The organism is Bradyrhizobium sp. SZCCHNS3002 (assembly GCF_032377435.1).
GTDB lineage: Bacteria > Pseudomonadota > Alphaproteobacteria > Rhizobiales > Xanthobacteraceae > Bradyrhizobium.
Map to the genome: position 1 here is coordinate 175,497 of NZ_JAUHHY010000008.1, position 26,712 is coordinate 202,208.

Sequence of the window (26,712 nt, forward strand, 5' to 3'; positions counted from 1 at the left end):
GTTCGTCCCATTCATCATCATGCGGCCGCCAGAACCCGCACCAGGCGGCCCAGGAACCAGAACATCGAGACCGAGCCGATCGCATAGGCCGGCAGCTCGGCGCCCCAGCGCGGCAGCGCCGCGCCGAGCCGGCGATGCGCCCAGATCAGTGCCAGCACCAGCAGCACGAACAGGATCTGCCCGACTTCGACGCCGACATTGAAGAAGAGCAGCGCCGCGGGCAGGATTCGCCGCTCCAGGCCGAGGCCCGCGAGCGCGCTGGCGAAGCCGATGCCGTGGACGAGACCGAAGCTGAAGGCGACGGCCCAGGGGTAGCGGGCGGTCAGCCCGATCTCGCCGCGCTGCTGCTTGATGATCTCGACGCCGACGAACACGATGCTGAGCGCGATGCAGGCGTTGAGCGGGCCTTCGGGAACGCCGATCAAGCCGAACGCCGTTGCAGCCAGCGAGGCGCTGTGGCCGATCGTGAAGGCCGTGATCGTCTTGAGCAGGCGCCAGCCGCCCTGGACGATCCAGATCAGCCCGAGCACGAACAGCAGGTGATCGGCGCCGAGCAGGATGTGGTCGATGCCGAGGTTGACGTAGGTCTTGGCAAGCTCGAGCCAGGTCTCGAGCGTCGGCGCATCGGTGCCCAGCACCGTCACGACCGGATTGGCCGCTGAGATCGTGTAGCTGCGCGTCTCTCCAGCGAGCGACGTCACGCGGATGATGGCAGCCGACATGTCCTCGCCGAGATTGCCGATCGTCATCTGTCCGACGAGGCCCTTGTCGCCGCAATTGAGTTCCGGCAGGCGCAGGTAGCAATGCGGCGGCATCTTGAGCTCGATGCGGTTGACGCCATCCTTCGGCAAGGTCGTCCATCGCCCGATATACGCGCCGGGCCGCATCTCGCGAAATTCGAGCACGGCGATCGTCGCCTGATGCGCAGCCGCCGGCCGCCCAGGCAGCAGCGCTGCGAGCGCGAGCACGATGGCGATCAGGGCGCGCGCGCCGGTCACGGCTCGTACCTGATCGTGTAGTTGGCCTTGAGCCGGCTCACCGCCTCCCAGGCCCGTTTCCGTGTCTCTTCAGTGTGCCAGATCTTGGCTGCCTCGGCGCGGATGTCCTCGAGTTTCGCAGGCGCGCCCGGCGTCCGGGCGTCGAGACGAACCACGTGCCACCCGTCTTTCGACTGCAGCAGGATCCATTCCTGGAGGGGCGCCTTGAGCAGGCCTTCGCTGAAGCCGTCGCCGAAGCCGGCGGCCAGGCTCGGCACCGGCCGGTCGAGAACCGCGCGCGTCTGATCGCGCAGCTCCTCCGACTCGCGCTGCTCGCGAATGTCGTCCAGATAGCGCCGCGCCGTCGGTTCGTCGCTGGGTGGCGTCATGAAGAAGCTGACACGCTCGGGCTCGTCGAACCGCGCATGATTGTCGGCGAACCAGGCGCGCAACTGCTCGTCGCTTGGCTGCGGCACGCGCACCTGATCGAAGATCAGATATTGCAGCTTGAACGCGACACGGTCGCGGATCATCTCGTCGCCGCGGTCGACGCCGAGCGTCTTGCCTTCCCGATAGAGGATTTCGCTGGCGACCCAGGCCTCGACCATCTTCTGCAGCTCGGCCTCGCTCGGGGTCCGCTGCTTGTCCTCGTCGAACGTGTCGATGAAGGACTGGCGCAGCGCCTTGGTCACGGTGATGACCTTCTCGTCCTTCGCTGGCGGATGGATGATGGCGTCGGCCGCGAAGATCAGTCCGCCCAGAACAAGGAAGTGCAGGAGCGGCTCCCTGCCGAGCCCACGCAGGGCGGTCACGAATGATATTCGCGCTGGGGAAGAGCTGTTGCCATCTTGCTGATTGGAGCGTGCAGAGGCGCTCTCAAAGGTCTGCGCCGCATTCGACATGGCAGGGGCTGACATACGTTCTTTACAACTCGGGCTGCGCTCGTTGCGCGGCGCGTATATGCAACGGCACAGTTGCCGTTGTCACCGGGCAAACGTCAGTGTCACAAAAATTTCGCAACGATTGCGGATCGCGATGGCCGTGGAGATGGCACCAGCAAAAATAAATCCTTCAACAAACTGTCTCCGAGTTTTGGTTTGGTCGCGCCGCGAATGACGACGGCGCATCGGTCGCGTTGTCATCTCGGTTTGGAGATCGATCGAATTCTTTAGGGGCGACGATAATGGTTCCATCTACCAAGAAAATCCTGCTGACAGCGGCCTCGGTCTCGCTGGCTCTGTCACAAAGCGCCGACGCCGGGGAGCGTTGGGGGGAAACGAGCAAGAACAATCCGTATGTCGCGGGCGACATGCACAACCACAACACCTGCACCGACGGCTCGGTCGCAGCCGGCTATGCGATCGACCGCTCGGTCGGCAAGGGCACCGCGGCTGCTGGCGGCAATAATTTCGATCTCGACTGGTTCACGCTGGGCAACCACGGCGGTTCGGGTAACCGCGATTGCCGCTTCAGCGATGCGAGCGCCAACATCCCGGGCGACAACACCACGACGTATTGGAGCCAGACGCTCGGCAAGACCATCGACGGCATCACGATCACCAGCCTGAAGGGCACGCCGAACGGCACCGACACCAACGCCAAGATGTGGCGCTGGCAGTCGATCAAGGAAGTCGAGTATCCGACCATCGTCAATCGCGCCGCGACCTACAACAAGGTGCTGGTCGAAGGCCTCGAGTGGATCCTGCCCGGTCACGAGCATGGCGACGTCGCCGTGATCGCCGGCCAGAACCCGCGTGGCTACGGCAATGCCGACAAGATGGCCGAGTTCGAATATCGTTTCGACCGCGGGGACACTGACGCGATCGGTCCGGTCGATTCCAGCAACAACCCGGTCTGGGCCGGCAAGGACAATGTCAACAATTCCGGCACGGCCGGTCACCAGAAGGCCGTTGCCGGCATCGCCTGGCTGCAGGCGAACCATCCGCTGCAATCCTACGCGGTGCCGACCCATACCGAGCGGCAGGGACCGTTCAACCCGAACGGCTCGGCCGGCTACAACATCGAGCACTTCCGTGACTTCAACAATGCCGGCCCGACGGTCGCGTTCGGTATCGAAGCCCCGGGTCACATGGCCGAGGGCGGCGTGAACGGTGGCTCGGGCTCCTATGGCTCGGGCGCGGTCGGCGGCGGCACCTACGGCATGCAGGGCGTCTACACCGCCAAGGTTGGCGGGCTGTGGGACGGTCTGCTCGGCGAAGGCCGCAACTTCTTCCTGTTCCAGAGTTCGGACTGGCACAGCCGCGGCGTCTATGGCGCGCGCGATCCGGGTACGACGGCGGACTTCATCCCCGGCGAGTACACGAGGCTGTACGTGCCGAACGAGCGGCGCTTCTCCCAGCAGTCCATCATCGACGGCATGCGCTCGGGCAACTCCTATTCGGTCAACGCCGACATCATCGACTCCGACATGGAGTTTCGTGCGAAGGGTGAGTGGGACTACGACTGGAAGACGATGGGCGAGACGCTGGTCGTGCGTCCCGGCGAGAAGGTCACGCTCGAGATGGAGATGACCGTTCCGGCGTCCAACAACAGCCCGTACAGCTTCAACAATCCGCTGCTGCTGCCGGTCGGCATCAAGCAGCCCTTGAACAAGCCCTCGCTCGACCACGTCGATCTGATCACCGGTGACATCACCGGCCCGATCGCGCCGGGCGCCCCGGGCTATGCCGTGGCCAATGCCAAGGGTGTCGATGGTGCGGCCATCGTCTACAACCCGTCGGCCAAGATCGCGAAGCAGATCCAGGCGACCAAGATGCAGAGCCGCAAGCTGCGCGACGGTTCGGTCCGGCTCAGCTTCAGGACCACCTTCATCGCGGGCAAGACTCCCTTCTACATCCGCGCCCGCGGCACCAACATCCCGCCGGCCACGCCGAACGTGTCCGACAGCGCCGGCAATCCGCTGCTCGATGCCAACAACGCCACCGTCAGCTGCACGGATCCGGCATGTCCGTCGCACCTCGGCACGGTCGGCGGCGTGAAGAAGGTGACCAACGACGTGCAGGCCTGGTCGAACGTCTGGTTCTATGCGAACCCGATCTTCGTCCGTCCGTACGGTGCGCCCGAACTGCTGGTCGAGAAGAACAAGGAGCTGGCACGCAAGCTGGCTCACGATCATCACCACTGGCACGACTGGGATCATTGGGGCCATTGGGGCCACTGGGGTCGCTGGGCCTTCAACCGCGACTGATTGATCGGCATCGATCCGGTGGGACGATAGCGTCCCGCCGGATCCAGCTTCCTCGGAGCGCCGGTTTGCGAACCGGCGCTTCGTCTTTGCAACCTGCTTTGCCCTGGGGTTCCTCGACGTGATGCCTCGCTTGTCCGCTGTGATTCTCGCCATCCTGGCTCTCACGACCGTTGTCGCATCGGCGCATGACGAGGAACCGACGCAGGAGGCATGCGATGCCGCGGTGGCCGAGGCACGCGCACAGGCGGCGACCTTGCCGGCGGACGACGTGTCGCGCTATTTCGCCGAGCGGGACATTCAGCAGGCGCTGGTCGAGGCCGGCAATGGCGAGTTCGATGACTGCGTCGAGAAGGCCGAGCGGGCCGTGCTGGAAGTACGCGACCGGCCCCACAGCCTGAAGCCCGGCGAGCGGCTCAATATTCTTCGTGCCGACGAAATGCCGACGCGCTGACGGGCGCGCACCGCGTCTCGCCTCTCGTCATCCGGCTGTCATGCAAGTCGGCAATTTGTCGGTCCTGTTGCGGCGCATGCAAGGCCTTGAGACATGGACCAGATCGAAGCTCTTTTTCCGATACCGTTGTTGCGTTCGCCCGGGCTGTTGAGCGTCGAGCTCAAGGACGCGGCGGTGGCTGCCATCCGCAATTCGAAGATCGAGAACAATCTGCGATCCGGACAGCTGTTCCACACCGAGGTCGCCGATCCCCGCGCCAACAATCTGTTTCAGACCATCGCCGAGCTCGCGGTGCCCAAGCTGGTCGATTTCGGCGAGCTGCTGTTCGGCGAGAAGCTGCGCTGGACGGTCAAGGAGATGTGGACGAACATGCTGGAGACCGGCGGCAACCAGACCCTGCACGCCCACGCCAACAGCTTCATCTCCGGCATCTTCTATCTGACGCCGTCGCATCCTGGTAGCCGCACCGTGTTCGTGCGGCCGCCGGGCGGCAGCGACTTCTCGTTCCGCCACCATACCCGCAGTGCCGCCGTCGGCCCGTTCAATGCCGGCAAATATGTGCTGCCCGAGGCGGAGCCCGGCGATCTCGTGCTGTTCCCGAGCTATCTCTACCATGAGGTGCCGCGCAATCAGGGCGACCAGCGCATCACGATCGCCTTCAACGCGATTCCTGATCATCTGGATTGCTGGGGCTACCGCGTCAGCTTCGCGTCCTGACGCGCTATCGTTCGAACTCGCGCGACCGCAGGTCGCGCGCCTCGTGTCGCGACGGCGCGGCGGCATCGATCGCCCGAAGCAGGCGTTCTGCAGCCGCGCGATCCGATCCGAGCAGCGCTTTCACCATGCTCATCAGCGGCGCATAGGCCGGCTCGAACTCGGCGCTGGCGCGAATGGAATCCAGGAGGCCGGGCGCGGCGGCTGCAATGAGCGCCGGTCCGCGCGGTTCGCCGGTCAGCGCCGCGCCGGCCTGGATGAATCGGTTGCGAGCCTGCCAATAAGCGCCGAGCCGCTGCTCCCAGCTTCCACGCTTCGAGTCGCCCAGCAGTTCGCCCGCGTCCGTCTTTGTCTGATTGAGGACCGTCAGCAGCAACTGCCATGGGGCCGCGGAGAGAGCGTGGACGTTGCTGCGCGCGTCGAACGTGACGAACGGGAAATCGTCGGTGTTGTGCGGTCCCGGACCGGCGAAGCTCGCGAGTGCTTTCGCGCCGGCGACATACTGGCCGAGAAGGTCGATCGGCTGATCGAAGCCGAGCGGTTGAATGATCGGGTGAAGCTTCCGGTCGGAAAACCGTGCGGCGAGGAGCTCGGGATCGATCGGGTCCGGGGCCGCTGATCCGATCAGGGCCAGCATCGGCGTGCGCACGCTGTAATGGTTCAGCCAGGCTGACCCGTGTGGGAAGACCGCGAGAAAGCTTCTGATGATGGCCCGCAGCGACGGTGCATCGAGCTGATAGAGCGGCAGCCACTGGCAGAACACGCCCTCGGCCGCCAGCCTCCGCTTGACGGCCGCGAAATGTTCGACCGTGTACAGCGCGCCGCTGCCATCCAGCGCCGGGTGGAACAGGTCGGCCACGATCACGTCGTAGCGTCCGTCGTCGGCGACGATGAAGCGCCGGGCGTCGGCAACGGCGATCGGCGGTCTTTCCTTCTCGGCCGCGGGGTTGTCGAACCAGGACAGCAGCGCGACGACCTCGGAGGAGAGTTCGACCGCGCGCACGTCGAGATCCGGCATCTGCGCTGCGCCGAGCACGGTCGCGCCGGTGCCGACACCGAGGAAGAGCGCGCTGCGCGGCGCCGGATGCAAGAGCAGCGGCAGCATGGCCTGGCGGAAATCGGACCGCACAGAGCTGGTACCGCCCATGCGGAAGTGGCCGTTCACTTCGAGATAGCGTGCCCCCGAGGCGTCGTCGACGACGCTTGCCGTCGCCATCGGTCCCTCGCGCACGGCGAGAAGCTTGCCGCCCGGCGGGACCTTGATGAGCAGGGGGGCGGGAAGGCACAACAGCGCGAGCGCAAGCAGAGCGGGCGCCGCGGCCCACCGCAGCACGACGCGTTGCGGCTGCAGCAACAGCAGATATCCGACGGCAACGAGGATCAATGCCCTCCAGATACCGAAAGCGGGAATCAGCAGCTGTGCTGCGGCCAGCGGTGCAATGGCTGCGCCGACGCTGTTGATGCCGACGGCCCAGCCGACCGATCCCCGGCCGTCACGGACCTCCTGCATGAGCTGGCCGAACAAGGCACCCATCGCCATCGCGGGCAGTAGCAGCAGCGCCAGCGCGATGCCGAGCTCGCCGGCGACGCCGAGGCTCGCCGCGCTATCGGCGAAGCCGCCAAGCAAGGGCGTCATGATCGCCGTGCCGAGGCCAACGAGTGCGGTGAGGCTGATCAGAACGGTTCTGCCGCGTGCAACCGTGGGCCCCAAACGCTGCCAGATCATGCCGCCGATCGCGGTGCCCAGCAGATAGGCCGCCAGCAGACAGGCGAAGCTATAGACCGTGTCCTGCATCATCTGCGCGGCCAGGCGCACGACCAGCACTTCGAACGCGATGCCGAGCAGGCCGGTGACGAACAGAGTTGCCGTCAGGCGGAGGCCGGTGACAGCATGCCTGCTATCGTCACGCGCGCGAGCGTCGGCCTGCACGGCTCGGCCGAGGCGAAGCGCTGCGAGCGCGCAGGCCGCGTTGACGGCTGCCAGGCAAAGCAGCGTCGTCGACAATCCAAGCGCGGGGATCAGCACGAAGGTGGACAGCAGCGTGCCGGCGACGGCGCCGGCGGTGTTCGCGCCATAGACGCCGGCGCTGACGGACCGCGTGCCGTGCGCTGCGGACGTCATGCGTTCCAGCGCGGTCAGCGTGCCGCCCATTGCCACCGTGGCCGGCAACAGCACCAGCGTCGGCAGCAGGAAGCTCGCGCTCCACAACAGGAGGGGGGAGGGAGCCGTGCCGAGCAGCGGCGCCAGGGCGCGCGCGCTCGCCGGAAGCAACCAGATCGCACATAGCCCCCACAGGCCGATGACCGCTTCGAGGACGGCATAGAGCCGGTGCGGATTGGCGACGCGGCGGATCCGGCCATCGAGGACGAAGGCGCCCACCGCGAGCCCAGCAAAAAATCCGGCGATGGCGCCGAGCACGGCCATCATCTCCGTGCCCAGGGCGAGGGCGAGCTGGCGCGTCCAGACGATCTCATAGCCGAGCCCGGCGAGGCCGGATGCCGCAATCAGCAGCTTCAGCGCCCCCAGCCGGGCCGTGCTCTGGCGGGCGACGAGATCGACGCCGGATGACCTGGCACCTTGCTTCTCCGCGACCAGATCATTGTCGCGCGGGTCTGCGTGGCGTGCCTCGGTCAAGGTTTGGTACCTGCAATTCCCGTGATCGGTCTTCGGATGCAGCGCGCCGTGCGGGGGAACTGTTTCGAGATCAAGCTCGGCTGCATGGCGCGCCTAGGTCGAGATCGTTTCCTTGTGTTCGTGTTTCGTGACGGTGGTTTGACAGAGGCCGCGGGAGCACTAGCGTCGTCTGAACGATTCCAGGGGCAATGATTTTTGGTGAGACTGCCACGCGTGCGGATCGTGGATCGGGCTGGTCGCCCTATTGGGCCGGCAGGCCCGCGTCGACCATGAGCTGAACGATCCTGGCCGCGGCCTCGCGATACACCGGACTGGTGTTCTTCATCGGCGGCGCAACGTTGAGCGCGGTCGTGCCGGGCCGCAGCTTCAGTCCCTTCTGGATCGCGGCTCTCGCTTCATCGATCTGTCCGGCCCTCTGATAGGCGGCCGCCAGCAGCATATAAGGACGCCCGGACGCGGCTGTGATGGCGATCGAGCGCTGCAGCCACGGCAGGGCTTCCTCCGCGCGATCCATCATCATGTGCGCCCACCCGACGCCCAGGAGCCATGTCCAGCGTGAGACCGCCGGCGTGTCATAGCGGTCGGCCTGCTGGAAGGTCGCCAGCGCATCCTCGAAGCGGCCGAGATTGAGCTGCCCGAGGCCGACCAGATACAGCGCGAGGCCGTCCCATGGATCGAGACTCAGCGTTCTGGCGCAGATGACCAGGCTTTCGACGAAATGATTGGTTGCGCTGAGGGAAGCGGCAATAGGTCTCGAGCACCGCCCCGACAACCATGACGATCTCGCCGGCCCGGTCGTCGCCTCAGCGGCGGAGGCGGCGGCGACGTCGAGCACGGTGGTCGGGGCGGGGGAGGGAAGGTCCACCTCGGGCGAAGAGACCTTGATCTCTGCCTCCGACGCGATGTCCGCGGTAAAGACGTATCCCCCCATTGGCCGCGCAGGACACGCTGCCCGAACAGTTGATCAAACGACGGCCGAGTAATGATCTGAAAGGTCAACCTGGGCTGCTTGGCCTTCCTCAAGGTGAGCGTTTCAGCCTCGGGACGCAATGCGTTCCGAGAGCCCCAATCAGCGAGCTCGGTCGAAAGAAAGCAGGGACGGCGCGAGATCAATCGAACGATCGTCGCCCTCCGCGTTCCGGACTGAGCTCGGATGTGATCCAGTCGGCAAAGGCGCGGACAGCCGTGCGTTGGTGAGCATTGCGGGGAAATACCAGGCGATGGCCGACGTAGCGGACGTCGGTCGCGCGGCCGGCTAGCGGCGCCACCAGCCGGCCGGATGCCAGCTCACGCTCGGCCAGCAGGGTGGATTCAAGGGCAACGCCGAGACCTTCGGCCGCGGTCGCAAGCGCCAGGAAGCTGCGGTCGAAGCGCATGCCATGAAGAGCGGGAGGCTCGAGACCGTTGGCGGCGAACCATTGATGCCACTGGATCTGCTTGACATCGGAGCGGATCAGCGTTCGTTCCAGCAGGTCGGCAGGCCGCTTGATCGTGGCCGCCAGTGCCGGCGAGCAGAGCGGCGTCACCGTTTCCTCGGCCAGCGGAACGATTTCGACACCTTCCGCATGCGGCTGGCCATAGACGATATCGATGTCGAAATCGTCGTTCTTGAATCGCGCATAGTCGGTGTTCGCCGCAAGCCGCACCTCGAGCTTGGGGTGGGCGGCGAGAAATCGCGCCAATCGCGGCGTCAGCCACTGCGCAGCGAAGCTCGGCGCCGAATGGACGCGGACCAATTGGGGACCGCGCGCGGCGACCTCCTCCAGGCCGCGGCGCAACTGGTCGAAGGCGGCGCCGGCATGGCGCATCAGGTTCTCGCCGGCAGGTGTCAGCCGCACCGAGCGGGCGGTGCGCTCGAACAGCACCGTGCGCAGGGTCGTCTCCAGCTTGCGGATGGCGTGGCTGACTGCGCTCGGGGTCAGGTGAAGCTCATTCGCTGCATCGCGAAACGAGCCAGTCCGTGCAGCGGCCTCAAACGCTTTAATTGACGAAATCGGGACGTTGGACAGCATCGAATGAGTGAACCAGATTCATCTATCCGTGACAACTGCGCGTTTGTCCCCGCCGGTCCGGCCCGCCATGGTCAAGCCCAACACAACGACACTTTGGGAGGACCAAGGATGCTGCTCAGCGGCAAGACGGCGATCATCTCGGGCGCAGCTTCCAGGCGCGGTATTGGGCTGGCCACTGCGCGACGGTTCGCCGCCGAAGGGGCGCGCGTCGCGATCCTCGACCTCGATGCCGCGGCGGCCGCCGACGCGGCGGCCACGCTCGGCCACCAGCATCTCGGGATCGGCTGCAACGTCGCCGACAACAACTCCTGCAACGACGCCGTCGCGCAAGTCATCGCCACATTCGGCGTCATCGACATCCTCATCAACAACGCCGGCATCACCCAGCCGGTCAAGCTGCTCGACATCACGCCCAACGACTGGGATCGCATCCAGGACGTCAATCTCAAGGGCGTGCTGTTCCTGTCGCAAGCGGTGATCCCCCACATGCGCGCGCGCAAGCAGGGCTCTATCGCCTGCATGTCGTCGGTTTCGGCGCAGCGCGGCGGCGGCATCTTCGGCGGGCCGCATTATTCCGCGGCCAAGGCCGGCGTTCTCGGTCTCGCCAAGGCGATGGCGCGCGAATTCGGCATCGACGGCATTCGCGTCAACTGCGTCACGCCGGGCTTGATCGGCACCGACATCACGGCCGGCAAGCTGACCGACGAGATGAAGGCCAAGATCCTCGAGGGCATTCCGCTCAACCGGCTCGGCACCGCCGACGACGTCGCCGGCATCTACACCTTTCTGGCGTCGGACCTCTCCGCCTATGTCACGGGCGCGGTCATCGACGTCAATGGCGGCATGCTGATCCACTAACCAAGGTCTCAAGAGATGGACACCGCAACCAGCCGGCTCGCCAACGCGCCGACATTGGCGCAGCGCGCCTACAACATCCGGCGCAACGCGCTTCGCATGGGCGAGGTGCAAGGGCAGGGCTACATCGCCCAGGCTCTCGACATCTCCGACGTGCTGGCAGTCGCCTACTTCCACGCCATGCGCTACCGGCCCGAGGATCCCAACTGGGAGGAGCGCGACCGTTTCCTGCTGTCGAACGGACACTATGCGATCGCCCTGTACGCCGCGCTGATCGAGGCCGGCATCGTTCCCGAGGCCGAGCTGGAAACCTATGGCAGCGACGACAGCCGGTTGCCGATGTCCGGCATGGCGTCCTACACGCCGGGCATGGAGATGTCGGGCGGCTCGCTCGGCCTCGGCCTCAGCATCGCCGTCGGCATGGGCCTCGGACTGAAGCGCAAGACGTCGAGCTCTCGCGTCTACACGCTGTTCTCCGACGGCGAGCTCGACGAGGGCTCGGTGTGGGAAGCGATCTCGTCCGCCAGCCACCACAAGCTCGACAACCTCATCGGCATCGTCGACGTCAACAATCAGCAGGCCGATGGCCCTTCGACCCAGGTCATGGGCTTCGAGCCTTTGGTGGATCGGCTGGAAGCGTTCGGCTGGTTCGTGCAGCGCGTCGACGGCAACGACCTCGACGCCGTGGTCGCCGCCTTCGATGCCGCCAAGACCCACGCGGCGCCGAAGCCGCGTATGATCGTGGCGGACACGCTGATGGGCAAGGGCGTGCCCTTCCTCGAACAGCGCGAGAAGAACCACTTCATTCGCGTCGAGCCGCACGAGTGGCAGCTCGCGATTGCCGCACTCGACGCCGGGAGGCCGTGATGAAATCGACGAGACCCGCACCGGATCTGAGCAAGCCGCGCCTGACGACCTCGGCGATGATCGCCTCGATCGCTTCCGAGGGCCAGCGCACCAGGCCGGCGCCGTTCGGCCACGCGCTGGTCGCGCTGGCGCGCAGTCGGCCGGAGGTGGTCGGCATGACCGCCGATCTCGGCAAGTATACCGACCTGCACATCTTCGCGAAGGAATTCCCCGAGCGCACCTACCAGATGGGCATGGCCGAGCAGCTGCTATTCGGCGCCGCATCCGGCATGGCGGCCGAAGGCTTCATGCCGTTCACCACGACCTATGCCGTGTTTGCCTCGCGCCGCGCCTACGACTTCATCCACCAGACCATCGCCGAGGAAGATCGCAACGTGAAGATCGCCTGCGCGCTGCCCGGCCTGACCTCCGGCTACGGCCCGAGCCACCAGGCGGCCGAGGATCTCGCGCTGATGCGCGCGATGCCGAACATGACGGTGATCGACCCCTGCGATGCGCATGAGATCGAGCAGGTCGTGCCGGCGATGGCCGCCCATCAAGGCCCGGTCTACATGCGGCTGCTGCGCGGTCAGGTGCCGCTGGTGCTCGACGAGTACGACTACACATTCGAGCTCGGCAAGGCCAAGCTGCTGCGCGACGGCCGGGACGTGCTGATGATCTCGTCCGGGCTGATGACGATGCGCGCGCTCGAGGCCGCCAAGGCGCTGTCCGATGATCGCGTCGACGTCGGCGTGCTGCACGTGCCGACGATCAAGCCGCTCGATGCCGAGACCATCGTGCGCGAATCCGGCCGCTCCGGCCGTCTCGTCGTCGTCGCCGAGAACCATACGGTGATCGGCGGACTGGGGGAGGCGGTCGCCGGGGTGCTGATGCGCGCAGGCGTGCACGTACCGTTCCGGCAGATCGGCTTGCCCGACGAATTCCTCGACGCCGGCGCGCTGCCGACCTTGCACGATCGCTACGGCATCTCGTTGTCGGAAGTCGTCAAGCAGGTCAAGGGCTGGCTCAAATAGCGGACCAGCCGCTGACATGACCCGCCGGCGCGCGGACGCGCCGGACCATAACAACAATTTCATACTGGAGGGACGGGAATGCGCAAGGCAACGACGCGTCGGCGATTCATGGCAGGAGCAATGGTGGGGGCTGCGGTGCTGCCGTTCACCGGGCGATTCGCCAAGGCAGCGGAGTTCACGATGAAGCTCGCGACCGGACAGGATCCGTCGCATCCGGTCAACAAGCGGGCGCAGCAGGCGGCCGATCGCATCAAGGGGGCGAGCGGCGGCCGGCTCGAGATCAATCTGTATCCAGCGAACCAGCTCGGCTCCGACACCGATCTGATCTCGCAGGTCCGCGTCGGCGCCGTCGATGCGATCAACATCGCGAGCTCCGTGCTTGCCACCCGCGTGCCGCTCGCCGGCATCGTCAACACCGGCTTCGCCTTCACGTCCTACGACCAGGTCTGGAAGGCGATGGACGGCAGCCTTGGTGATCACATCCGCAAGGACATCGAGAAGACCGGCGTCATCGCGCTCTCCAAGCCCTGGGACAACGGATTTCGCCAGGTCACGTCCTCGACCCGCGAGATCAAGACGCCGGACGATCTCAAGAGCTTCAAGATCCGCGTGCCGGCGGCGCCGATCCTGACCAGCCTGTTCCAGGCGCTCGGTGCCGGTCCGACACCGATCAACTTCAATGAGGTCTATACGTCGCTGCAGACCAAGGTGGTCGAGGGCCAGGAGAACCCGCTGCCGATCATCGCCACCGCCAAGCTCTACGAGGTCCAGAAATACTGCTCGCTGACCAGCCACGTCTGGGATGCCTACTGGATTCTTGGCAACCGCGCTGCCTTCGGCAAACTGCCGTCCGACCTGCAGACGCTGGTCACGAAGGAATTCAACAAGTCGGCGGATGACGAGCGATCCGACATTGCCGCGCTCAGCCAGAGCCTGCGCGCCGATCTCGCCGCCAAGGGCTTCACCTTCGTGGATGTCGACAAGGAGGCATTCCGTGGCGCGCTCGGCAAGAGCAGCTTCTACAAGGACTGGCGCGGCAAGTTCGGCGAGGAGGCCTGGAAGATCCTGCAGTCGAATGTGGGAGAGCTCGGATGAACTCGGTCGACGCGTCTCTGGCAGCCTCCACGAAGCACGGCGTCGTCGAAAGCCTCGAGCGGGCGCTGACGAAGCTGATCGAGATTCCCGCGATCGTCGCGCTGGTCGCGGAAGTCGGAATCCTCTTCACCGGTGTGACGGCGCGCTTCGCCTTCAACCGGCCGCTGACCTGGGCTGACGAGCTCGCGTCGATCACCTTTCTCTGGCTCGCGATGCTGGGCGCCGTGCTCGCGCTCAGCCGCGGCGAGCACATGCGGATGACCGCGCTGATCGACCGCGTCGCACCGCGCACCCGCGCGGTGCTGGAGAGCGCGGCGCTGATGGCGCCGGCGCTGTTCCTGGCGATCCTGCTGCATCCTGCGATCGACTATGCGAGCGGACAGGCGTTCGCGGAGACGCCGGCGCTCGGCCTGCCCGACAGCGTGCGGGCCGGCGCGGTGCCGGTCGGCATCGGCCTCATGCTGGCCACCGCCCTGCTGCGCATGGCGCGCCACGGCTCGCGCGACATCGCGATCACGCTGGTGATCCTGGCGGCCACGGCGCTCGTGTTGTGGGGCGCGGCGCCGGCGCTCAAGGCGCTCGGCAACTGGAATCTGATCGTCTTCTTCGCGATCCTGCTCGGCGCGGCCGTGCTCGCCGGCGTCCCGATCGCATTCTGCTTCGGGCTCGCCACGGTGGCTTATCTCCTCACGGTCACCTCGGCGCCGCTCGAAGTCGTCACCAGCCGCATTGACGAGGGCGTCTCATCCCTCGTTTTGCTCGCGATTCCCTTGTTCATTCTGCTCGGCCATCTCATCGTCATGACCGGCATGGCGGCAGCGATGGTCGGCTTCCTGGTGTCGCTGGTTGGCCATGTCAGAGGCGGCCTGTCCTACGTGCTGCTCGGCGCGATCCTGCTGGTCTCGGGCATTTCCGGCGCCAAGACGGCCGACATGGCGGCGGTCGCGCCGGTGCTGTTTCCGGACATGAAGCGCCGCGGCATTCATGACGGCGAGCTGGTGTCGCTGCTCGCAGCCTCGGGCGCGATGGCCGAGACCATTCCGCCCTCGATCGTGCTGATCATTATCGGCTCCGTCGCCGGCGTCTCGATTTCGGCCTTGTTCACCGGCGGCATCCTGCCCGGCCTGGTGCTGGCCGCCGCGCTGGCGGTGGTCGCCAAGCGCCGCATGGTCGAGCCGGAGGGCGTGATCCGACCGCGGCCGACCTGGGCCACCATTCGCTCGGCGCTCATCACGGCGCTGCCGGCACTGCTGCTGCCGGTGCTGATCCGCACCGCGGTCACCGAGGGCGTCGCCACCGCGACCGAAGTCTCGACCATCGGCATCGCCTACACGATCCTGGTCGGACTGCTCGTATATCGCCGCTTCGACTGGCGCAGGCTCTATCCGGCGCTGGTGCATACTGCCGCTTTGTCGGGGGCGATCCTGTTCATCATCGGTGCGGCCACCGCGATGGCCTGGGCGCTGACGCAGTCGAACTTCTCGCATGCGCTCGCGGCGATGATGGTTTCGGTGCCCGGTGGCAAATACGGCTTCCTGCTGATCTCGATCGCCGTGTTCATCCTGCTCGGCAGCATCCTCGAAGGCCTGCCGGCCATGGTGCTGTTCGGCCCGCTGCTGTTTCCGGCGGCCAAGCTGCTCGGCGTGAACGAGGTGCACTACGCGATGGTGATCATCCTCGCGATGGGCATCGGCCTGTTCGCGCCGCCCTTCGGCCTTGGGTACTACGCGGCGTGCTCGATCGGACAGATCCATCCCAACGCCGGACTGACCCGCATCTGGCCCTATCTCGGCGCGCTCGCGCTCGGCCTGCTGCTGGTTGCCTTCGTGCCGTGGCTGTCGATCGGCCTTCTCTGACCCCCCGGGTCGGCTGAAAACGTGAGGACCGAGATGCCAGTCGCGAGCTCGAGGCCCAGGACATCGAAAAGAGCTTCGGTGCACCCACGTCCTGCGCGGCGCCAACCTGCGGATTCGTTCCGGCGAGATCCACGCTCTGCTGGGCGGCAATGGATCTCCCGCAGCGGCACCAATCGACGGCTGCCTGATCGATCTCCGGTACAACATTGTTTTACCGGGAGACCAAAAATGGGTCGAAATCAGCGGAAATCGGCGTAAATGGACGCTGATGGGATGCTTCCGGCGCGACTTCTGAATGACTGATATCTCAAATAAAATTGCAAAATCAAACGCTTGGCGTTTCTCCGTCGCCCCCATGATGGATTGGACAGAGAGCTTTTTGAAATCAAATAGTTAGGTGAAGGGCGTGTGCAAATCCTGTGCACGCATGTTCTACTATTCTTTCGCTTTCGTTCTCACGAAATTGCCGCCGGCGCTCGCCGAAACCGTCGGTCCTGCATTGAAGCTTTGTCGGGATGCTGCTCTCGTTATGGTGTCACGGAAATGCCGAGTGGCTGGCGATGTGGACGAACGCCTTGTTCGTTCGTCTGCACATCCGTTTGCGACGGCGGGGGTCGCCGGAGGGGTTGTTGTGCATGAGCGTGGCGACGCGGCTATCTAATTGATGTGGTATCGATTCTCGAGAATCGCCGACCTGGTGGGGACGGGGAGTGGGGACGGTAGCGCGTGACGAAACGTGATCATCATCCTTGATCAGACTCGGTCACGATCAGTCGTCTAGACGCACGACACGCCACCATGTTTCGCTTGTCCCAGGCGTCGAGTTGATCAATCGGATAGAGGACCGCTTTGCCGATTTTGACGAACTCCGGCCCGACACGCATCGCTCGCCAATTCCGCAGCGTCCCTACGCTCACTGCTCCGCGATAGCGTTCCGAGACTTCCTCCGCAGTCAGATACTTTCGATCTCCCATGCTGTCACTCCAGATCACAATGGGCCCGATCGAGCATTTATGATCCCGGTCAGACATAGAACCTGGATGAATCATGGGTAGTGCGAGGGACGATGAACGGCGGTGAATAGGCGTCCATTAGGCCGGCGCTGCTGACGTCCGCTATGCATCCGATAGTGACACTCGGTCCGACGCGTCTTGTTGTGAGGGGCCGGGCCGTAAGCTGCCGTCGATGCACCCGACCGAGAAGGTCCGATATGGGCGAAGAACGGACGTGGCGGGGCCGCCCGACCGTACCCTGAATGGCCCCGGAGGCTGCCGACTTGCGGCGCTGCATCAAGTCGGCAACTATCTGAGGTACACCGGCCGTGACGCTAGCTCGTTCGGGAAGGCAGCACATGACCCATAGCGGTCAAATCAGATCGGCGATAAAACACCGGTTGCGTGAAACTGGAAGTAGAACCCATGGCTTTCTGGACAGCGAGCGTGATTGGATGGATGATCGCATATCTATTGGGTTCTATACCGACGGGCTATCTGGCGGGAAAGCTCCTCAAGGGTATCGATCTCCGAGAGCATGGCTCAAGATCGACCGGCGCGACGAATGTTTTGTGGACCCTTGGTAAATGGCCTGCCTTGGTGGTGCTGGTTGCCGACGTGCTGAAAGGCTCGGCTGCGATCATCGTTGCCCGCTCGTTCTGTCCATGGCTCTCAGCGCAGTTATCTGCAACGCCGCTCTCCCCCATTGATCTGCAAAGTTGGCTGCCATGGGTCGTTTGCCTAGCCGGAATTGCGGTCCTGTTGGGGCACAGCCGCTCGATCTGGTTGAACTTCACCGGCGGCAAGTCGGCTGCGACGGGGCTAGGTGTGTTGCTGGCCATGTCGTGGCCGGTCGGATTGGGGGCTGCGTTGGTCTTTGGCATTGTGCTTGCGACGGTGCGGATCGTTTCCCTCGGGTCGATCCTTGCGGCGTTGACGGCCATCGGTCTCGTCTGCGTTCTCACGCAACCGTTGCCCCATCGGCTGCTGGTGATCGCAGGCGCGATCTATGTGATCGTTCGTCATCGTGCGAATATTCAACGGCTATTGGCAAGGACAGAGCCGCGCATCGGTCGAAGTGTACTGGATGCGAAAGTACAAACCTAGATCTGGACACTCTTCTAGGTTTCGATCTCGCCATGGGCCGCTAGTGACCGATTCCGTTGAAAAACTCGGCAGTAGTTTCGTCGTGAACGCCGGCTGTTCCGAGGACGCGTTGGCTTGGTGGGGGAGTCACGCGGGCATCGGGATCAGCTTGGCCATTTTACGAAGATTCTGAGCGGCTGCAGCAAGGGTGAACTCGTCACGCGCGCCGTTCGGCCCTCTTAGTCGTAGCCGATCGAGCTTGAGAATGCGCTTGAGATGCGCGAACAGCATCTCGATCTTCTTGCGGAGCCGCCGTGAAGTGCGGCCCTCCCATGAGCTTGCGATCTCGCGTGCCATGTCGCGAGCGCCCTCATAGATCGAGCGTGGCACTTTCCGGGCCGGGGTGTTCGGGCTACACCTGCTTTTCAGAGAGCATGCTTGACAGTCGTGCTTGCTCGCGCGGTAGAGGATCGTCTTGTCGTCGTTCACCAGCGTTCCTGTGGTGGTGAGGGTTTTGCCACCGGGGCAGCGATAGACGTCCCCAGCATGGTCGTAAGTGAAGGCCTCACGCGAGAAGGTCCCGTCAGTGCGGGCCGACTTGTCGAAGACGGTCACGTGCGGCTCGATCCCGTGCTCGTAGACCAACCACCCGAGCATCTCAGCGGAGCCATAGGCGCTGTCGCCGAGAAGCCGGCTTGGATAAAGATCGAACCTTTCGAGTGAACGCTCGATCATGCGCTTGGCGGCCAACACTTCTGCCTGGCGGATCGCCGTGGTCGCCTCGACATCGACGATGATCGCGTTCTCGACGTCGACCAGATAGTTCGTCGAGTAGGCGAAGAAGGCTTGGCCGCCATGCGCTCCCGTCCAGCGCGCCGCCGGATCGGAGGGCGATACAAACTTGGGCGTGACCTCCGTCGCGGCACCGAACGCGGCATCATCAAGAGCAGCAAGGTACTCGTCGATCGCTCGGCCCGTGGCCTCCGGCGGAAGCCCCTTATCGCCTTCGATTCCCTTCTGCCGATTGGCATCCGCCTTGATCAGGCTCGCGTCGACCGCGAACCCTTCACCGCCAACCAGGCGCTCCCGGATACAGCGCCGCAAGACGGTCTCGAACACGCGGCGGAAGAGATCGCTCTCACGGAAGCGGCCGTGCCTGTTCTTCGAGAACGTCGAGTGATCGGGGACAGCTCCGTCCAGACCCAGCCGGCAAAACCAGCGGTATGCCAGATTGAGGTGGACTTCGTCACAGAGGCGCCGTTCCGATCGGATGCCGAAGCAGTAGCCGATCAGGAGCATCCTGATCATCAGCTCCGGATCGATCGAGGGCCGCCCGATGTTGCTGTAGAACGGTGCCAACTCCCGTCGCAGGTCCTCGAGGTCGACGAACCTATCGATCGACCGCAGGAGGTGGTCGGCTGGAACGTGCTTTTCTAGGGAGAACTCATAGAACAACGCAGCCTGTTCGACTTGCCGATGCCCCATCATGACCTTTAGTCCTGCCAACTAGACGGACTGAATCATCGATCTCTCTGCGTCGCAACTGCCGACTTTTTCAACGGAATCGGCTGATTGCGGACGTCGGTCGCATGATGGCGACGGTTCGCAATGGGGCACTCGCGTTGCGTTCGGTGCCTCGGATCATTTCCGGTCATCAACAAGAAAGCTGAGTCCAAGGGGCTCCGCCTCTTCGTCAGTCGAGCGCCTGTGCTCCAAAGAATCAATAGGCGCATGGAGGCCAAGAGCCGGGCCACAGAAGCCCAGTTAAGGCCGTGAGCCGGCTCCGAGGGCCGCGCGCAGCGCGAGCCTGGACGCAGCTCCGTTGGTCCGGCAGCGGCCTTCCGAGCACTCATGGCTAGGACTGTCCCAATCTGCGAACCAGTTCGCCAGGCTGCGAATGGTGCCGTTCGGGACGTTGATTGTCCTCGCCTTTCATCTTGGAGCAACTCTACGAGGTCTGCTTTGGTGCCATGCTGCTCTGAGTGAACGCAAAGACATACGACCGCCGATTCTTCGCCGCGGAGAGGCGCTTTTATCTTGCCGGAGTAATCGGGCGTCTCTCCGCCTTCTTCTTCGACATGATCGTCTCCTCTGCTTCATACCATACGGCTACACCCGAGCGGTCGACAACATGACAATGGTCCGGCTTTCGTCGTGATCTTGCGGTGACAACATCTGGTGGTCCATGCAGGAGTCCGTGCTCTGCCCCGCTCGCCATGCGGGCGCACATGTCGTCGTCAGGATCGCGGGGCAACACAGGCACTCACGCGCGCTCGCAGCCTCGATCGGGCTGTCGTCGCCGGCAAGATAGCGTGCTCTCCACATCCGCTTCGATCCACCAAATGCCTTTCCGCCGATCAGCGGAAACTCAGCCATTCTTCTGTCGTCGAGCTGTCTGCCAGACGGCGCTCGCCAGAGCTCTCACATTGCGGCGGCGAGCGCCGTCGGGTTGCTAAGATTCGGTTCAGCGGCGCTTGCATCTTCGGCTGCGAACTGGAACGCAGATCCGTCGATCCACATGCGATGCATGACCACTGCCAGCTTGCGCGCAACGGCCACCACCGCGCGCTTGTGGCCTCGCTTAGCTGCGATCCGGATACCCCAGGCCTTGATGCCGCACCATTGCTTGGAACGCACCAGCATCGCGCTTGCCGCCTCGTAGAGCACGGTACGCACCTCCCCGTCGCCGCACTTCGAAATGTGCCCTTCGATGTCGATGGATGTGCCCGTCTGGATACGCCGGGATGTCAGTCCAAAATGCGCGCCGACGGTCTTCGACTTGCTGAACCTGTACGGATCATCGATAGCCGCCTTGAAGGTCAGTGCCGTCACCGGACCGACGCCGGGAATGGCGCAAAAGCGTCGGCAGAGCTCGTCCCGGCCGACCATCTGCACCAGCAGATCATGCAGCTTCTTGTACTCAGCCCACAGCACTTCCCACGCTCTCAACATGCAGTCCGTTACGCCGGCGATAAGCCGGTCGCAAGCCACCAACTGGTGCACTCGCGCTACAAATGTCGCGCGCTGGACCCGCGGTCCGACCATCAATCCGAAAACCTTCAGGGACTGTCTGATCTCGTTCTCTATGTCGAGCAATTTGCGTTTCAGCGTCCGCCGGTGTCCCAGCAGAAGCCGTATTTTGTGGCTCTCCTGACTCTTGACATGAACCGGTCGATACCAGCCCGCACGCACCAGGTGCGCCAATCCTCGCGCGTCATTTTTGTCGGTCTTGTTGCGCTGGGCTTCCAACGCAGCCGCGGCCTGCCGCGTTTCCAATAGGACCATGGGCAGGCCAAGAGACACCAGCTCACGGTGCAACCACGGTGCTACACTTCCCGCTTCATGGCCGACCTTGTCGAGCCGTGGCAGGTATGGTGCCAACGCTTCGAAGATAATCGCAGGATCCGTCGCCACGCTGGCTTCAAACACGACGGCGCCGTCACGGCTGTTCACGACGCAGATTGCGGTCTTGGTGCTGGATGTGTCGAGTGCTGCTGAGAGTTTCATCGGCGGACGTCCTCTTCGGCGAATCAATGTTGATTCACCGTAATGCTGCGCCTTTGCCGCCAACACTGTCTCGTTTTGCGCTCGCCCGATTACGCCGCCAGTCGATCCCGCCCTAGTAACCGTCCGGTCTCTGCACGCCTTCCCTCTAGTGTGTTGTCGTTCCATTTCGAGTTCTCTGCTGCTGTGGAGAATCTCCGGTGGGATCCAAACATTTCGAGAACAGAGCGCGCCGCGAATGGTGGTCGCTGCACATCGAAGCGTGGCGTCGCAGCGGTCTCGGAATCCGCAAATACTGCCAGCAACAACGTCTGACTGAGAACACGTTGCGGCGTTGGCTGAAGCGGCTGGCCGGCGACGAGACTGCGCTTAAGCTCGAGAAATATCAGACGGAATTGCGCCGCGAGCGCGCCCGGGACGAGCGAGAAAAGGCGCTCCGAAAGCAGAAGCAGCGCAAGTTCACGATCACCTCGGATGTGCGCAATCGGGCGTCTCAGGCGTTCTGGGCGATGCATGTCGAGGCGCTGAACTGGAGCGGAATGGAGCTCCGCGCCTACGCTGCGGCGATGCAGTTGTCGCCGCATTCGCTGCGCAAATGGCGCGACCGACTGGCCACGGGCGAGGTCACGATCGACTGGCGCGCCCATCTTCATCCTCCGCCCGTCCAGCCGTTAGCACTAGTGCTAGGAACTCACAGCCCGAACGCCGCTTGACAGCCGCCGAAATCGGCGATCCAGGGGCGCCCAAGGCACCGCCCGGCGCTTCTTCAGCGACGAGGAGAAGCTCGCGATCGCCAGGGAGACTGAGCTGCCGGGCGCCAAGGTCTCTGCCGTCGCGCGCAAGCATGGGATCGTCACCGGGCTGCTGTTCCGCTGGCGCGCGCAGTTCGGCATTGCGCAAAAGAAGCGCTCCAAGCTCGCCCGCGTCCTGCTGCCCGACGACATGCCCGCCGCGCGCGCCCTGCGCGATCTCGTGCATCCACCGGAGGGCATGATGGCCGTCGACCTCGCCGATGGACGGCGTGTCTTCGCTCCCGCCGGCAGCGATCCGGATGCCGTGCGAGCGAAGATCGAGAGCAAAGAGGCTGCACAATGATGTTCATTCCTGCAGGCGTGAAGGTGCACCTGGCGCTCGGTTACACCGACATGCGCAAGGGCATGGGCGGGCTTGCAATGCTGGTCCAGGACACGCTCAAGAAGGATCCGTTCTCCGGCCATCTGTTTGCCTTCCGCGGCAAGAAAGCATCGATCCTGAAGGTTCTGTTCTGGGACGGAAACGGGCTTTGTCTGTTCACGAAACGCATCGGCTTCGTGTGGCCAGTGATGGCGGGCTATGATGGATCGATCGCACTGACACCGGCGCAGCTCGCGATGCTGATTGAAGGCATCGACTGGCGTGCGCCAGAACGCGTATGGAAGCTTGCGATTGCAGGATGATCTGCAAAATGTAGTGCTGAACTGAGTTGCGATTCTTCTACGAATCAGCGTGTTCGAGTACCATCGGACATGCAGCTCGATCTCACCAATCTCCCCTCCGATCCTGCGCTTCTGCAGCGCCTGGTGCGCGACATTGCTGCTGCGATCGACCATCGCGACACCGAGATCGAGCGTCTCAAGTCCATCATCAAACAGCTGCAGCGAATGCAGTTCGGCCGCAGCTCCGAACGCATCGATCCCGACCAGCTTGCACTCGGTCTGGAGGATCTCGACAGCGACATCGAGCGCGTCGAGGAAGCGAAACCGAAGATCACACCGGAAGCCAACTCTTCGCCGCGACGCCGTCCGCTGCCCGATCATCTGCCACGCGAAGACGTTCTGCTCGACGTGCAAGATCGGGTCTGCAGCTGCTGTGGCGGCGATCTCCATCTGATTGGTGAGAGCGTCAGCGAGATGCTCGATTGGGTCCCGGCGCAGCTTCGCGTCCTGCGTACGACCCGTCCAAAATACGCGTGCCGCGTCTGCAACAAGGTGGTGCAAGCCGGCGCGCCAGAGCGATTGATCGCTGGCGGTCTGGCGACGCCAGTGCTGCTCGCGCACGTGTTGATCAGCAAATACTGCGATCATCTTCCGCTCCATCGGCAGTCGCAGATCTTCGACCGTGATGGCGTCGATCTCTGCCGCTCGACGCTCGCGGGCTGGGTTGGCGGCGCATGCTGGTGGCTTGAGGCCTTGCACGAACGGCTGTGCAAGAACGTGTTCGCCTCCAACCATCTCTTTGCCGATGACACGCCGATCCCGGTACTCGATCCTGGCCGCGGACGAACCAAGACGGGACGGCTTTGGGTGTACGCGCGCGAGCAACGGCCGTGGGCCGGACCCGAACCTCCGGCCGCCATCTACCTCTTCGCACCCGACCGCAAGGCCGAGCGACCAGTCGCGCATCTTGCCGCCTTCAAGGGCATCCTGCATGTCGACGGATACGCCGGCTTCGAGCAGCTGGCCGACAAGGAGGGCATTACGCTCGCGGCATGTTGGAGCCACTCGCGACGCAAGTTCTACGATGTGGCCGAAGCCACTGCATCGCCTGTGGCGACAGAAGCCCTGCGCCGGATCGGCGAGCTCTATGCCATCGAGGCGCGTATCCGCGACCAATCGCCTGCTTATCGCCTAGCCGAACGCAGGACGTTCGCCAAGCCAATCGTCGACGCGCTGAACGTCTGGCTCGATGCCCAGCTCCGCTTGGTCTCCGGCCGCAGCACGCTCGCCGAGGCAATCCGATATGCGCTCTCGCGCTGGCACGGTCTGACACGCTTCCTGAACGATGGACGCGTCGAGCTCGACACCAATCCGGTCGAACGCGCAATCCGCCCTGTCACCCTCGGCCGCAAGAACCACCTGTTCGCCGGCAGCGACGGTGGAGGACATCGTTGGGCGGTCATCAGCTCGCTGATCACGACCTGCAAGCTGAACGACGTCGAACCCTACGCCTACCGGCGGGACATCCTGCAGCGGATGATCGACGGACATCCTGCCAATCGCCTCGATGAGTTGCTGCCGTGGAGCTGGAAGCTGGCTGATCATGTCAAGACCTGATGCATGTGCAGCGGCCGGACGCTTACCCGCCCTACGTTCGCTCCTCTCCAATCTCAGGCTGAACTGCGCTTAGACACCGTGCGGTAGCTACACGAGTAGTGAGTCTCAGGCGGCATTTTTGCTGCGTCTCTGGTCGGCCTATTGGCATCCGGGGGCAGGGTCTTAGCGATCTATCGACAGAAACCAGGGTGATCGAACTGCATCGGCGATGCTATTCGTCCGCAGATCCGAGATGGAATGTCGGACTGCCCGCCAGTATCAATTCAACACGGACCGGTCCGGCATCGAGCAAAACTGGTGTTAGAGCCGCACGCAAATGGTCGATATGGATGGCTCAGATGGAGTGTCGATCGGCGGCAGGTCGGCAGCAACAGCGCGTATGGTGGCCGTTAAGCGCAGGGCTGTAGCGTGCGACATCGCGCAATTCGGCCGTTCCGCTCTGGCTTCGGACATGCCATCCTTGCGGGACACATGCGCAGGGCAGGGCTCGCGAGGCTTGATCCGCTTTCGCCAAGCGGCGGGCAAAATCACCCGCCATCCGGAACCACTACGCGCCATGGCCCCTCCGTATTCTCTCCACGGGCCGAGCGGGAGGGATGCCCAGTCCCGGTCGGGGCTGGTAGCTCCCCGTTTCGGCCACTGAGGTCAGCGTCTTTTTCAAGCAGCCGACCTTTCGCGCGCCTCCGATCGCGTGGGGCCGAGACGCAAGGAGCAGCATCCGATCATGACCGAGTCCGTTCCGCTCCATCCATTCGATGACATGGAGGCGCTGGCCTGGCTGCGCTCCCCGCCCGAGGGACACGTGACGGTCAGCGCCGCTGAGCTCGGACGGCAATGGGGCTGGAATAGGATGCGGACCAGTCGTCGCCTCAAAGCCTGGGAGCGCGCGGGCCTCATCAGCCGTAACGTTGAAGCGATCATTGTAACGGCGACCGTAACACCGACCGTTACAGCCGGTACCGCCGGCGTTACGGACGCCGGCGGCGTCACAGGGACGTCCGGAGCGGAGGAAGCCCGCCGCTCCCCGACACGCGTCGAGCTCGCCGCTTTGATTGTGGCTCTGGCGCTGGCTTGTGTATCGGCTGCCTTTTCCATCGACGGCCTGACCGCGATATTTGCCGGAGCCTTTTGGCCTGTCATCATCATGGGCGCCGTGCTGGAGGCCGGAAAGCTTGTGGCGGCGGCCTGGCTGACTGAGCATTGGACGTCTGCGCCGTTCCTCCTGAGGTTCGCCCTCGTCCTGATGATTGGCGTGTTGATGGGCCTGAACGCCGTTGGGGTATTCGGCTTCCTCACCCGCGCTCACCTCGACCACATGGCATCCATAGATCTCACCCTCGCCGACAAAACCGCAGACGTTGAGGCCCGCCTCGCGATGCAGAGCCGAGTGATCACCGACATTGACCGGCGTGTTGCCCAGATCGACGCGACCATCGACGAGGCGACGCGCCTTGGCCGGCCGGTGGGAGCGATGACGATTGCTGACCAGAGGCGTCGCGAGCGTGCCGACATCGCGGCGGAACGTCAACGTGAGTCCCAGGCTCTCGCTAATCTACAGATCGAAAAAGCCAAGATTGACGCGCAACGCAGACGTGCCGAGGCCGAGGTCGGACCGATACGGTATCTCGCCGAGCTGATCGGCATACCCGCCACGGACTTTGAGCGAGCGGTCCGGCTGCTCACGCTTGCGCTTGTTGCCGTCCTTGATCCGATGGCAGTGGCGATGCTGCTCGCTGCCGGAGTTCACGCCAGGCGCGCGGGTTCATTCTGACCGTTGCGTTTCATCTCTAAACAAGCTCAATGGAGTGATCGGCGCGGCCGACTTCACCCTGATCGCCGCTGTGATCGATAAGCAGAAGCACTTGGCCAAGTATACGGCGCCAGCAGACCCTTATGAGATCGCGCTTGGCTTCTGCATGGAGCGGCTGCAGCGGTATCTGATGGACAAGAAGCAAGCAGACCGGCTCACCCACCTGCAGGTCGAATGCCGAAGGCAGGCCGAGGATGCCAAGTTAGAATTAGAGTTTCGGCGCATTTGCGACGGCAACAATGCCGTAGGCAAGATGCCAAACCTCGACATCCGCTTCATGGATAAGAAGCACAATTCAACTGGACTGCAACTGGCGGACTTAGTTGCTCATCCCATAGGCCGGCACGTCATAAAGCCGGACCAGCCAAATCGCGCATACGAGGTCTTAAAAGCCAAACTCCGCACCAGCGGAAGGAAAAATTGAAGGCTACGGACTTAAAATCTTCCCCTAAAAAGCAAAGAGCCCCGGTGTTCACCGAGGCTCAGCGCCGATCGAGCATTCCCGATCCATTTCATACCTAGATAGAACGAAATGTTCGAAAAGTCAAGGTCGCCCTGACATTGTTGCACTGTTCGCGACGAGGAGGGCAGAAGTCGTCCTTGCA

24 protein-coding genes are annotated in these 26,712 nt (G+C 63.8%); 15 read left to right on the forward strand and 9 right to left on the reverse strand.

What is annotated here, in order from left to right:
- Positions 1–17 precede the first annotated feature (17 nt).
- Both QW845_RS18480 and QW845_RS18485 read right to left on the reverse strand, forming a co-directional pair.
- Positions 18–998 (reverse strand): HupE/UreJ family protein, encoded by a 981-nt coding sequence (locus tag QW845_RS18480; RefSeq protein WP_315802990.1) that lies wholly within the window; start codon positions 996–998, stop codon positions 18–20.
- A complete protein-coding gene (locus QW845_RS18485) occupies positions 995–1,879 on the reverse strand; it encodes a peptidylprolyl isomerase (RefSeq protein WP_315803165.1) in 885 nt (294 codons plus the stop codon). Before QW845_RS18485 ends, QW845_RS18480 begins: the two co-directional genes overlap by 4 nt.
- Positions 1,880–2,160: 281 nt before the next feature.
- On the opposite strand from QW845_RS18485, the gene QW845_RS18490 reads away from it, so the two are divergent.
- From QW845_RS18490 to QW845_RS18500, 3 genes are all read left to right on the forward strand, one after another.
- Positions 2,161–4,185 carry a hypothetical protein gene (locus QW845_RS18490; protein WP_315802991.1) on the forward strand — a complete coding sequence of 675 codons (2,025 nt, stop codon included), beginning with the start codon at positions 2,161–2,163 and terminating at the stop codon, positions 4,183–4,185.
- A gap of 121 nt (positions 4,186–4,306) precedes the next feature.
- Entirely contained in the window at positions 4,307–4,636 is a 330-nt protein-coding gene (locus QW845_RS18495) for a hypothetical protein (protein WP_315802992.1), read from the forward strand.
- A gap of 93 nt (positions 4,637–4,729) precedes the next feature.
- Positions 4,730–5,353: a 2OG-Fe(II) oxygenase family protein gene (locus tag QW845_RS18500; RefSeq protein ID WP_315802993.1), complete on the forward strand. Its 624-nt coding sequence runs from the start codon at positions 4,730–4,732 to the stop codon at positions 5,351–5,353.
- Between the two features lie 4 nt (positions 5,354–5,357).
- Here QW845_RS18500 and QW845_RS18505 read toward each other — a convergent pair whose 3' ends face one another.
- The 3 genes from QW845_RS18505 to QW845_RS18515 form a co-directional block, all read right to left on the reverse strand.
- Positions 5,358–7,985, reverse strand: coding sequence for a spermidine synthase (locus QW845_RS18505; protein ID WP_315802994.1), 2,628 nt, complete (start codon positions 7,983–7,985; stop codon positions 5,358–5,360).
- A 241-nt stretch (positions 7,986–8,226) separates the two neighbouring features.
- Positions 8,227–8,916: a tetratricopeptide repeat protein gene (locus tag QW845_RS18510; RefSeq protein WP_315802995.1), complete on the reverse strand. Its 690-nt coding sequence runs from the start codon at positions 8,914–8,916 to the stop codon at positions 8,227–8,229.
- Between the two features lie 178 nt (positions 8,917–9,094).
- Positions 9,095–9,997: a LysR substrate-binding domain-containing protein gene (locus QW845_RS18515; RefSeq protein ID WP_315802996.1), complete on the reverse strand. Its 903-nt coding sequence runs from the start codon at positions 9,995–9,997 to the stop codon at positions 9,095–9,097.
- A 108-nt stretch (positions 9,998–10,105) separates the two neighbouring features.
- On the opposite strand from QW845_RS18515, the gene QW845_RS18520 reads away from it, so the two are divergent.
- The 5 genes from QW845_RS18520 (at position 10,106) to QW845_RS18540 (ending at position 15,683) form a co-directional block, all read left to right on the forward strand.
- Entirely contained in the window at positions 10,106–10,855 is a 750-nt protein-coding gene (locus tag QW845_RS18520; RefSeq protein ID WP_315802997.1) for a glucose 1-dehydrogenase, read from the forward strand.
- Between the two features lie 15 nt (positions 10,856–10,870).
- A complete protein-coding gene (locus tag QW845_RS18525; RefSeq protein WP_315802998.1) occupies positions 10,871–11,719 on the forward strand; it encodes a transketolase in 849 nt (282 codons plus the stop codon).
- Positions 11,719–12,732: a transketolase family protein gene (locus tag QW845_RS18530; RefSeq protein ID WP_315802999.1), complete on the forward strand. Its 1,014-nt coding sequence runs from the start codon at positions 11,719–11,721 to the stop codon at positions 12,730–12,732. Before QW845_RS18525 ends, QW845_RS18530 begins: the two co-directional genes overlap by 1 nt.
- Before the next feature lie 120 nt (positions 12,733–12,852).
- Entirely contained in the window at positions 12,853–13,827 is a 975-nt protein-coding gene (locus tag QW845_RS18535; RefSeq protein WP_315803000.1) for a TRAP transporter substrate-binding protein, read from the forward strand.
- Positions 13,824–15,683, forward strand: a complete 1,860-nt coding sequence (locus tag QW845_RS18540; protein ID WP_315803001.1) for a TRAP transporter large permease subunit — start codon at positions 13,824–13,826, stop codon at positions 15,681–15,683. The genes QW845_RS18535 and QW845_RS18540 overlap by 4 nt, the downstream gene beginning before the upstream one ends.
- Positions 15,684–16,426: 743 nt before the next feature.
- Here QW845_RS18540 and QW845_RS18545 read toward each other — a convergent pair.
- Positions 16,427–16,657 carry a DNA-binding protein gene (locus tag QW845_RS18545; protein WP_315803002.1) on the reverse strand — a complete coding sequence of 77 codons (231 nt, stop codon included), beginning with the start codon at positions 16,655–16,657 and terminating at the stop codon, positions 16,427–16,429.
- A 444-nt stretch (positions 16,658–17,101) separates the two neighbouring features.
- Between QW845_RS18545 and plsY the strand changes: the two genes are divergently transcribed.
- Entirely contained in the window at positions 17,102–17,782 is a 681-nt protein-coding gene (plsY, locus tag QW845_RS18550) for a glycerol-3-phosphate 1-O-acyltransferase PlsY (RefSeq protein ID WP_315803003.1), read from the forward strand.
- A gap of 126 nt (positions 17,783–17,908) precedes the next feature.
- Here the strand turns inward: plsY and QW845_RS18555 are convergent, their stop codons facing one another.
- The 3 genes from QW845_RS18555 to QW845_RS18565 form a co-directional block, all read right to left on the reverse strand.
- On the reverse strand, positions 17,909–19,249 hold the full coding sequence (locus tag QW845_RS18555) for an IS1182 family transposase (protein WP_315803004.1): 1,341 nt from the start codon (positions 19,247–19,249) through the stop codon (positions 17,909–17,911).
- Positions 19,250–19,870: 621 nt separating this feature from the next.
- Positions 19,871–20,137 carry a hypothetical protein gene (locus QW845_RS18560; RefSeq protein ID WP_315803005.1) on the reverse strand — a complete coding sequence of 89 codons (267 nt, stop codon included), beginning with the start codon at positions 20,135–20,137 and terminating at the stop codon, positions 19,871–19,873.
- Between the two features lie 45 nt (positions 20,138–20,182).
- A complete protein-coding gene (locus QW845_RS18565) occupies positions 20,183–21,268 on the reverse strand; it encodes an IS110 family transposase (protein WP_315803006.1) in 1,086 nt (361 codons plus the stop codon).
- A 197-nt stretch (positions 21,269–21,465) separates the two neighbouring features.
- Here QW845_RS18565 and tnpA point away from each other — a divergent pair, with 197 nt between their 5' ends.
- From tnpA to QW845_RS18600, 6 genes are all read left to right on the forward strand, one after another.
- A complete protein-coding gene (gene tnpA / locus QW845_RS18570; protein ID WP_315803007.1) occupies positions 21,466–21,978 on the forward strand; it encodes an IS66 family insertion sequence element accessory protein TnpA in 513 nt (170 codons plus the stop codon).
- A gap of 94 nt (positions 21,979–22,072) precedes the next feature.
- Positions 22,073–22,360: a transposase gene (locus tag QW845_RS34150; RefSeq protein WP_409997943.1), complete on the forward strand. Its 288-nt coding sequence runs from the start codon at positions 22,073–22,075 to the stop codon at positions 22,358–22,360.
- Entirely contained in the window at positions 22,357–22,701 is a 345-nt protein-coding gene (gene tnpB, locus QW845_RS18585) for an IS66 family insertion sequence element accessory protein TnpB (protein WP_315803009.1), read from the forward strand. Before QW845_RS34150 ends, tnpB begins: the two co-directional genes overlap by 4 nt.
- Before the next feature lie 69 nt (positions 22,702–22,770).
- Positions 22,771–24,297: an IS66 family transposase gene (gene tnpC, locus QW845_RS18590; protein WP_315803010.1), complete on the forward strand. Its 1,527-nt coding sequence runs from the start codon at positions 22,771–22,773 to the stop codon at positions 24,295–24,297.
- 724 nt (positions 24,298–25,021) lie between these two features.
- Positions 25,022–26,068, forward strand: coding sequence for a hypothetical protein (locus tag QW845_RS18595; RefSeq protein WP_315803011.1), 1,047 nt, complete (start codon positions 25,022–25,024; stop codon positions 26,066–26,068).
- Positions 26,069–26,102: 34 nt separating this feature from the next.
- Positions 26,103–26,531 (forward strand): DUF3800 domain-containing protein, encoded by a 429-nt coding sequence (locus QW845_RS18600; protein WP_315803012.1) that lies wholly within the window; start codon positions 26,103–26,105, stop codon positions 26,529–26,531.
- Positions 26,532–26,712: the final 181 nt, after the last annotated feature.

What these genes read in the sequence shown, in the direction of transcription:
- QW845_RS18535 (WP_315803000.1), top strand. Translation starts at nt 12,853, where the DNA reads ATGGTGGGGGCTGCGGTGCTGCCGTTCACCGGGCGATTCGCCAAGGCA.
- QW845_RS18595 (WP_315803011.1), top strand. Translation starts at nt 25,022, where the DNA reads ATGACCGAGTCCGTTCCGCTCCATCCATTCGATGACATGGAGGCGCTG.
- QW845_RS18490 (WP_315802991.1), top strand. Translation starts at nt 2,161, where the DNA reads ATGGTTCCATCTACCAAGAAAATCCTGCTGACAGCGGCCTCGGTCTCG.
- QW845_RS18495 (WP_315802992.1), top strand. Translation starts at nt 4,307, where the DNA reads ATGCCTCGCTTGTCCGCTGTGATTCTCGCCATCCTGGCTCTCACGACC.
- QW845_RS18525 (WP_315802998.1), top strand. Translation starts at nt 10,871, where the DNA reads ATGGACACCGCAACCAGCCGGCTCGCCAACGCGCCGACATTGGCGCAG.
- QW845_RS18565 (WP_315803006.1), bottom strand. Translation starts at nt 21,268, where the DNA reads ATGAAACTCTCAGCAGCACTCGACACATCCAGCACCAAGACCGCAATC.
- QW845_RS18545 (WP_315803002.1), bottom strand. Translation starts at nt 16,657, where the DNA reads ATGGGAGATCGAAAGTATCTGACTGCGGAGGAAGTCTCGGAACGCTAT.
- QW845_RS18560 (WP_315803005.1), bottom strand. Translation starts at nt 20,137, where the DNA reads ATGGCTGAGTTTCCGCTGATCGGCGGAAAGGCATTTGGTGGATCGAAG.
- QW845_RS18555 (WP_315803004.1), bottom strand. Translation starts at nt 19,249, where the DNA reads ATGATGGGGCATCGGCAAGTCGAACAGGCTGCGTTGTTCTATGAGTTC.
- plsY (WP_315803003.1), top strand. Translation starts at nt 17,102, where the DNA reads ATGGCTTTCTGGACAGCGAGCGTGATTGGATGGATGATCGCATATCTA.
- tnpC (WP_315803010.1), top strand. Translation starts at nt 22,771, where the DNA reads ATGCAGCTCGATCTCACCAATCTCCCCTCCGATCCTGCGCTTCTGCAG.
- QW845_RS18510 (WP_315802995.1), bottom strand. Translation starts at nt 8,916, where the DNA reads ATGGGGGGATACGTCTTTACCGCGGACATCGCGTCGGAGGCAGAGATC.
- QW845_RS18540 (WP_315803001.1), top strand. Translation starts at nt 13,824, where the DNA reads ATGAACTCGGTCGACGCGTCTCTGGCAGCCTCCACGAAGCACGGCGTC.
- QW845_RS18520 (WP_315802997.1), top strand. Translation starts at nt 10,106, where the DNA reads ATGCTGCTCAGCGGCAAGACGGCGATCATCTCGGGCGCAGCTTCCAGG.
- tnpB (WP_315803009.1), top strand. Translation starts at nt 22,357, where the DNA reads ATGATGTTCATTCCTGCAGGCGTGAAGGTGCACCTGGCGCTCGGTTAC.
- QW845_RS18485 (WP_315803165.1), bottom strand. Translation starts at nt 1,879, where the DNA reads ATGTCGAATGCGGCGCAGACCTTTGAGAGCGCCTCTGCACGCTCCAAT.
- QW845_RS18515 (WP_315802996.1), bottom strand. Translation starts at nt 9,997, where the DNA reads ATGCTGTCCAACGTCCCGATTTCGTCAATTAAAGCGTTTGAGGCCGCT.
- QW845_RS18500 (WP_315802993.1), top strand. Translation starts at nt 4,730, where the DNA reads ATGGACCAGATCGAAGCTCTTTTTCCGATACCGTTGTTGCGTTCGCCC.
- QW845_RS18530 (WP_315802999.1), top strand. Translation starts at nt 11,719, where the DNA reads ATGAAATCGACGAGACCCGCACCGGATCTGAGCAAGCCGCGCCTGACG.